This window comes from Gemmatimonas sp. (genome assembly GCF_041689975.1).
Lineage (GTDB): Bacteria > Gemmatimonadota > Gemmatimonadetes > Gemmatimonadales > Gemmatimonadaceae > Gemmatimonas.
In genome coordinates this window covers 1-7,657 of sequence record NZ_JBDNFF010000249.1, presented here as the reverse complement: position 1 = coordinate 7,657, position 7,657 = coordinate 1, and the positions used below count along the sequence as shown (strand labels likewise).

The following is a 7,657-nucleotide window of genomic DNA, read 5'->3' as shown; positions in this document are numbered from 1 at the left end:
GTTGCGCCGCTGACGCACCGTTGCGATGAGTTCTTCAGCGTCGGGATCGAACTCGACCGTGTCGATCACCACCGATCTCCCGAATGCTGCCAACCCCAACACATGACGCCATAGTTTCTTCACAGAAGCCGCTCCTTGTTGGTTCCGGACTCAACACCCAGGAACGTAGACGGGGAGCGGCTTCTGTGACCACACCCCTGTCATTTCCACCCACACAAACGACAGAAGAGCCACTTTTCTCGCTCGTTCGGTGACGCGCAAGACGAGGTCATAATCCTGGGACCCGTCGTAGCCCTCATGGAACCCGCCCACCTCTTCGACGAGGCTGCGTCGGAGTGTGGACAGGTGGCATGTGAACATCTGCGATCGGAACCGCTCAGGAGACCAATCCGGCTTGTAGAACGCACCGAAGTGGCGGCCAGCCGAGTCAAGGTGATCCTCATCGGTGTAGACGTAGTCGACGTCGGGAGCAGCAGCAACTGCAGTCACGATCCGCTCGAGTGCGTGCCGATGCAACATGTCGTCGTGGTCCAGCAAGGCGACGAACTCACCGGTTGCCATCTTGAGCGCCTCATTGGATGCTGCGACGATTCCTCCGTTGATCGACCGCAGAGCGAGACGAATTCGATCGTCAGCATTCGCATACTCGTTGAGGATCGGTGTCACGTAGTCAGCCGGTGAGCCGTCGTCGACGATACAGAATTCCCATTCGTCGTGTGTCTGCGCAAGGACCGACTCGATGCATTCCCTCAATACCGAAGCCGGTGGCTGGTAGACCGGCGTGATCACCGAGATCTTCACGACGGAGGCTTCCCGCTTCGGCCCCACCGAAGGAGCCTGAGCGGGCTGAGGAGCGCTGCGCCGACCTTCCAGGTCTCGGAATCGAGCAGAGCGTCCCGATGATCGACGACCACCTGCATTCCCTCGATCTGCTCCAGCAGATCGCCTATCCGACTGTCTCGCTGCTCGGTTTCGAGATGCGCCTGCAGCAGCTCAGTTTCCAAGCGATTCGCCGTCGTCCGCAGCTGTCCCGCCGTGGCCTCGGCACCGATCGAGTGGTCCCTCGAAGCCAGAGTCGCGAGTTCCGCTTCGAGAAGTCGTTCTCGCGTCGATTCGAGTTGTTGCTCGAGATCGGTGATCGGAACATCTGCGAGGGCTGGGTCGTGGGCCAAGGACGATCGAACGTCGTCGGAGTGGCGTCGAAGTGCTTCGGCGCGAAGTGCGCGGATTTCTCGACCTTGAAGGACGTATGTGCGTTCGTAGGCGGCCACGAGTTCCGGGGGCACCGGCTCGTGACGGTCGTAGACCGCCGCCCACGGGGTGAGAAACGATGCATCGAGGTCGAGGTTCCGCCACATACCGAGCGCAGCAAGCCGTGCGCTCCACTCGTCCGGAGGCTTGACGTTGAGGTGGGTGGCCTCGGTGTGGTCCTCGGGCGACGAGGAGAAGAGTAGGCGGTCAGCGTGTTTCGTGAGATTGATCAGAGCGCGAAGCACGTCTTCGTCCCCGAGGTGCTCGAGCACCTCCACGCACGTCACCAAATCGAACGACGTCGGAAAGCGGTCCGGCAGGACCTCGTTTGCGGCGGACGAGACAGCACAGAACTCCGCCACGGACGGATGAACGTGATCGATGGCATATTCCGACACGTCAACGCCCCAAGCTTCGACTCCGCGAATGCGGAGTTCCTCTACGAGAAATCCCATCGCGCAACCCACGTCGAGCACGGTCCTCGGACGGAGCTCTCTCACGATGGCGTCCGCTACGGCGCCGAAGAATCTTGACCAGTGCTCGTTGCGCTCGTAGGGCAGACCGCAATCGTGCTTGTAGTAGTGCTCTCCGTCGCGCGACTGGTCGGTCGCTGACCTCTCGTCAGAGCCTTGAAGTGCGGGTTCACTCATGGCAACGACGCTAGTGCCGGACCGGCAACGTAGGGAGGGGCGCCTCAGACGACCGCGTCCTGCTTTCCGATTGCCCCGCTGCTCGAGCTTTCGCTTCGTGACTTGTCGTTCCACGTGAAGGCAACGGCCGCACCGCTGAGGCACCATCCCGCAACGAGCAGGAACACACCGCCATACGACAACGGGCCGCCCGAGCCTGGCGACGCGGGAATCCAGGTGACGAGAAACCAGACGCATTGCAGGGCAAGGAGTAGTGCACCGACACGATGCGCCACCGACGAAATGAACGCGATCGGCAACGCTGCCAATGACAGGGGGATGACATAGGGGATCTGGTGGATGATTGTTCCGCTCGGCCCGAACAACAGCAAGATCGTGAATCCGAGTGTTGCAAGGGTGAGCCAGGCGAATCGCCGGCAATCGACCCACACTCTCAGGGCCGAGTCCGAACGAGCGACTGCGACCGACAGGATGGGTAGGGCCAGGTAGCAGAACCCGGCGAGTCCGATTCCGGCGAAGAGGAAGAAGAACTCGTTGGTTCTCACATCGACTGATGGAGCGATGAATCGGTCGACGTTGAACATCTCCCGAAAGAGAACGTTGGTATTCGACCACCTCAGATCGAGCCACTCGCTAACGGAGAGTTGGCGGTACACGTCGACCAGGGTGTGTGTCGACGATCGACCATCGATCGGGATCACGCCAGCGAGATGCCACTTCACGAGGCGGTCGCCAGGCGGTTCGTACCAGCGCTGGTACGCAAACCACGGCGCGTAGAGCGCCGTCCCAGCCCCAACTCCCCACGCGGCGATCCACATCTGGTCGCGGTCTCGTCGCCGAAGCCACTCAACTGCCAGGACGAACACAGTGGCAACCACAGCCAACGCTGCCGCCCCGTGAGACAACAACGCCAACGTGAGGAACACCGCACACAGAACGGCTCCAGCCCGGCCGATGCGACGACTGCCGAGGAGCACGGCCCATGCAGCCAACGTGAATGCGCCCGCCGACAACTTCGGCCAGGTGAAAACGGAGTTGATCAGGGCGACGCTCGTGAACGCAGTGAAGACGATGGCGATCGTCGAGGCGGAGCGGCCGAACCTGCACGCACGTAGGACAGCCCATACGCCCGCGACCCAGGTCATCTGGAACGTGAAGGACCCTACGAAGAACGCGTTTGCGCGCGATACACCCACGAGTTGCAGAGGCTGCTGGAACAACAGTATCCAGCCCGTTGCCAGGGGAGGACGGTCACTGCTCAACCAGTCGCCGATCAGGGCCTTCGGGCTTTGGTCGTTCAAGAGTCGCTCGGCGAAGATCTGAGGGATGATGTTGTCAGCAGGCAGTTGTTGCACCGTGAAACGATGCGCCGCGATCTGTGCGGCAGCGTCGGGAGTCCGGAACAGGAGCAACATCCCCAAGCCCAAGCACGCGCTGGACAGGGTGAGCACGAGTGGCTGAACGAAATCGGCACTGAGAGGTAGCCGCGCTGAACCATGGACTCGTTGCGCGGCCAATGTCAGCACGACCATCCAAAATGCGGCCAACGCAACGGTGCCCGCCCTCGGATCGAGGAGATAGAGCCAGAAGAGGGCGAATCCGACCAACGCAAGCGACGCAACAGCAGTGATGAAGTCGAGCGACGGTGGCAGCGCCAATCGCCTTGCGACCGGCTCGATCAGGGCAATCTGGACGCACGTGACCGCAAGAAACACCAGCATCACAGACAGCACGATCGCCAGCGGCACCACGGCGGTACCTTACCGATACAGGGTCTCGAACGACTTGACAAATTCCGGTCCGAGTTCGCAGTTCGCTACGAACCGTATGTCACCGTTGGGTCAGTCGCCGTCACCTTCGGCGATGAATGAGACCACGTCGTAGCCGTTCGCCATGCTGGCAAGTGCCGGCATGCGCTCGATGACGTGAGCGAAGGTGCCGTCCGTCTCGCCGGCCTCGTCCTCGAAGTCGTCCAGTCCGAGACGCACGAGTTCGGCGAGTGCAGCGGGGCGGAACCAGAACATGTTGCCGCGTGGGAACACATTCGATCGCGTCACCCACGGATCGTCGAGATCGACATCGATCCCGAGTCGGCGCGTCGCATCGACGAGCCCCGTCCGGTTCTGACGGAGATGGTAGTTGAGGGGCTGAGCGAAGTCGACAGGGATTGCGACGCCCAAGTCGGGCGACGACAGGAACCGTTCTGCGATGCCGGCGAAGGCCGAGCTCGATGGACACACGGCGTCGAGCAAGTCCTGTCTCCAGGTGTCACCGAAGCGGAGTTCGCCACTTTTCTTGCCATGCACCTTGAGCACCGCGTCGATGCCGTCATCGATGAGGCGCGGGAGCAGTGCGAGTAGTGGCAGAACGTCGCGACCGCGATTGGCGACGGGCACGATCTCGGCGTTCGGGAGATCCTGGGCGATCTGGGCGCGAAAGGCGTCGTCGACGTTCGGTGTAACGGTCACCACGACCTTCGTGTCGTTGCCGACTCGATCAAGTACCGAGCGGAGATCGGTCCAGGTACCCGGAAAGTGGAGATGGGTGACTACCGCCGTGCGAGCCTTTGTGCGGGCAATCCCGCTGATACTCGTAGTCGGCAGGGGGGGGTGAATTGAGCGGCCCTCGTACTGGCCGACACGGATGTGGTCGACGAGAGCGCTCGTCGCCGCTGGGACGGGGTAAGCGCGTCGATACCATTGCGAGTCGAAGTGCGGGGAGGGGTCGCGGTCCTCGAGATGGCCGTGGGTGAGATAGTGGGTGAGCGGTTCGGTGCCGCTCTCGAACACGTCGGCATTTTCGGCGAGATAGTGCGACGAGCTGAACCAGACCGACGGGTCCCGGCCCTCCTTCCAGCCGTGAAGCAGGTAATGCCCGAACGGTTCGACGTCGCTCAGATCGGGCCGCTGGCGCAGATAGTGCTCGGGTTCGAAGCACGGATGGGGTGATCGCCCGTCACGCCACCCAACCGACCGGTAGTGCTCGAAACCCTGACCAGCGGCGAGCTCCAAGTCGGGATTGATCTCCCGATACCAGTCGTCGTCGAAAAGGAAGGACGGGTCGGGCGTTGGCTCGTCCGGGTCGGGACACTGGCTGATAGCCGCGTGGGTCAATCGGGCTCGGGCAGCGTTGCGCTCGGCGTCCTCGACGAAGCGGTCGAGGGCGGGCATCGGCCTGCGCCCGATCCCGACGGCGCGCTCAACGGGTTCGCGCTGCCCCCAACACGCCGCAAGAGCTGGTTTCGTCGTCGTTCGCAGTGTGCTGCGGCTCGCCAGATCGTCGTCGAGGAGGGTGGCGCCCACCTCGGCAAGCAACGACACATCGTCGATCAGTGCATCGCCGGTTGGATCCCAGAGGCGGCAGAACTCGGCGAGGCGAGCGCTCCGAGCCGTTGCCGCCCACGATACCGATCGCCGGGGAACGGCGTAGCTGCCAGCGACCGCACGTCCCGTGACGCCGCTACCGATGTATCCATGACTGTGCTGCACGAGCGCCAGGACATCTTTGGCATCGGGCTGAACGAACACCGCTGCGACATCGACCACTTCCGGGCGGACATGTCTCGAGAACGACGCCGCTCCCACGTGGTCACCGAGCAGCACGACAAGACGGAGGTCGGTGCGCCTGGCGAGAAGTACGAGTTGTTCGGCGAATCGCCCTGGGTCGATCGCGTCGGTCGACGCACCATCGAGTTCGACGACGAGGTAGGGGTGCGTGGTCGCTGCGTCGAGGGAGAGTGGAGGGTGCGGTGTGCTGAAGTCGTCGACGTACGCGATCGCCGCGATCGGGGGAGGTTCCAGTACGAATGCAATTTTGTTGTCGGTGAGCCACTGCGTGTTCTCGGTGCTACTGACACCGAGGTGTTCCGCCCGATTGAACTCGTCGAGGATCAGCATCCTCGAACGGTGCGGGACTGCTGCGAGGTGGGCCAGGTCAACCCCGTGGTATTCGACGCTTGCGTGCGGAAACAATGTGCGCACCGGCGGTAGGTAGGCCAGCGGTGACGACGACCCGGTGAGCAGCGCAGCGGCCTGGTCGGCGAGCAGCCCGTCGATCAGCCGAAGGCGGCGCAACGAGTCCGCCGAGGATGAGTCGAGCGCAGACTCGAGAGCATCGAGGGCCCCCCACGTGATTGCCGTGCCCGCAACGTTTATCAGCCGGTCGGTGCCGGCTCGGGCGGCAGCGCTCGCATAGGAGTGGACGATCGGGCCACGCGCCGATCGCAGATCTGCCGGAATCGGTGCGGCAGCGAGGCACGCCGCGACTTCGTGATCAACGGCGGCTCGGAGGAGATGATCGACCACATGGGGCATCACGATCCCGCCGATCCCGGCCTGGTCGAACGGTCCGATGAGGATCGGCATCTGGACGGCTCTGCTCGCTCGTTGCCCGGTCAGCCCGGGAGTGCGATGCCGGCTTTGGTGGCTTCGCGTTGCAGGTCGTGGGCGACCATCATCTTCACCAGGGCGGGGAAGTCGACTTCGGGCTCCCAACCCAACTTGGTGCGAGCCTTCGTGGGGTCACCGATCAACAGATCGACCTCAGCCGGTCGGAGGAACTTGGGGTCCTGACGCACATGGTCAGCCCAGTTCTCGATACCGACCTCAGCGAACGACCGCCGCACCAGATCCTCGATCGAATGCGTTTCACCGGTGGCCAACACGTAATCGTCCGGAAGATCCTGCTGCAGCATCATCCACATGCCCTTCACATAATCGCCCGCGTAGCCCCAGTCACGCTTCGAATCCAGATTGCCGAGCACGACCTCGTCCTGCAAACCCAACTTGATGCGGGCGACCGCGTTGGTGACCTTGCGGGTGACGAACTCCAACCCGCGCCGCGGACCCTCATGATTGAACAAGTTCCCCGAGCTGGCGTGCAGCCCGTAGGACTCGCGGTAGTTCACCACGATGTCATGGCCGAACACCTTGGCACACCCATACGGGCTACGCGGATGGAACGGTGTCAGTTCGGTCTGCGGGGTCTCGCGCACCTGACCGAACATCTCCGACGATGACGCCTGATAGAAGCGGATGGGGTTGTTCTGGCTGCCACCGACCATCCTGATTGCTTCCAACATGCGCAGCACACCCAGACCGGTGATGTTCGCCGTCAGCTCCGCCTGCGAGAAACTCAACGCGACGAATGAGATCGCGCCCAGGTTGTACACCTCGTCGGGCTGAACCGCCTCCATCGCAGCCACCAACGACGGCAGATCCGCCAAATCACCCGACACGAGCTCGACGAACGGCATCTCCTGCTGCAACGCCTCGACTCTCGGGTTGTTCTGGCCCTTGACCATGCCGAACACGTGATAACCCTGCGAATGCAGGAACTCGGCCAAATGCTGGCCATCCTGGCCAGTGATCCCGGTAATGAAAGCTGTCGGCACTGATTTCTCCTTGAGCGAAGCGGTGTGGCGTGCGGTAGGCGAGACAAGATATCGGGGTCACGCCCGCGCGGTCACTCCCGCTAAAGCGGCATGCTGTTCCTACAGAGCACAAGGTGCCGGTGATCAGGCGCCTGGCCGCTCTGCGAGAAGCAGGAGCTGGGGCCCTCGCCGAGTGACGTTCGCGAAGAAGAGCGTAGTGAGAGACGATCCAACCGCCCTCTTAGGGGCGCTCCATTCGCCATCACCGAATCCGCTCATGGTGGCGTCCGGACGAAGATTTGACGCCACTTTGAACATCGACATGAAAGGAAAGCCCCAAGCAGACGACCTCACAATGTCTAGTCCAGCACCCCTGACCATTTTC

The 7,657-nt window shown here is 62.5% G+C and carries 5 protein-coding genes; all 5 read right to left on the bottom strand.

What is annotated here, in order from left to right; genetic code table 11:
- Positions 1-150: 150 nt before the first annotated feature.
- The 5 genes from ACESNG_RS15885 to ACESNG_RS15865 all read right to left on the bottom strand — a co-directional run bounded on the left by ACESNG_RS15885 (position 151) and on the right by ACESNG_RS15865 (position 7,293).
- Positions 151-801, bottom strand: coding sequence for a glycosyltransferase (locus tag ACESNG_RS15885; protein ID WP_373069707.1), 651 nt, complete (start codon positions 799-801; stop codon positions 151-153).
- A complete protein-coding gene (locus ACESNG_RS15880) occupies positions 798-1,901 on the bottom strand; it encodes a methyltransferase domain-containing protein (protein WP_373069705.1) in 1,104 nt (367 codons plus the stop codon). Before ACESNG_RS15880 ends, ACESNG_RS15885 begins: the two co-directional genes overlap by 4 nt.
- Before the next feature lie 44 nt (positions 1,902-1,945).
- A complete protein-coding gene (locus tag ACESNG_RS15875; RefSeq protein ID WP_373069703.1) occupies positions 1,946-3,652 on the bottom strand; it encodes a hypothetical protein in 1,707 nt (568 codons plus the stop codon).
- Between the two features lie 90 nt (positions 3,653-3,742).
- On the bottom strand, positions 3,743-6,265 hold the full coding sequence (locus tag ACESNG_RS15870) for a rhamnan synthesis F family protein (RefSeq protein WP_373069701.1): 2,523 nt from the start codon (positions 6,263-6,265) through the stop codon (positions 3,743-3,745).
- Positions 6,266-6,294: 29 nt separating this feature from the next.
- Positions 6,295-7,293: a GDP-mannose 4,6-dehydratase gene (locus ACESNG_RS15865; protein ID WP_373069699.1), complete on the bottom strand. Its 999-nt coding sequence runs from the start codon at positions 7,291-7,293 to the stop codon at positions 6,295-6,297.
- Positions 7,294-7,657: the final 364 nt, after the last annotated feature.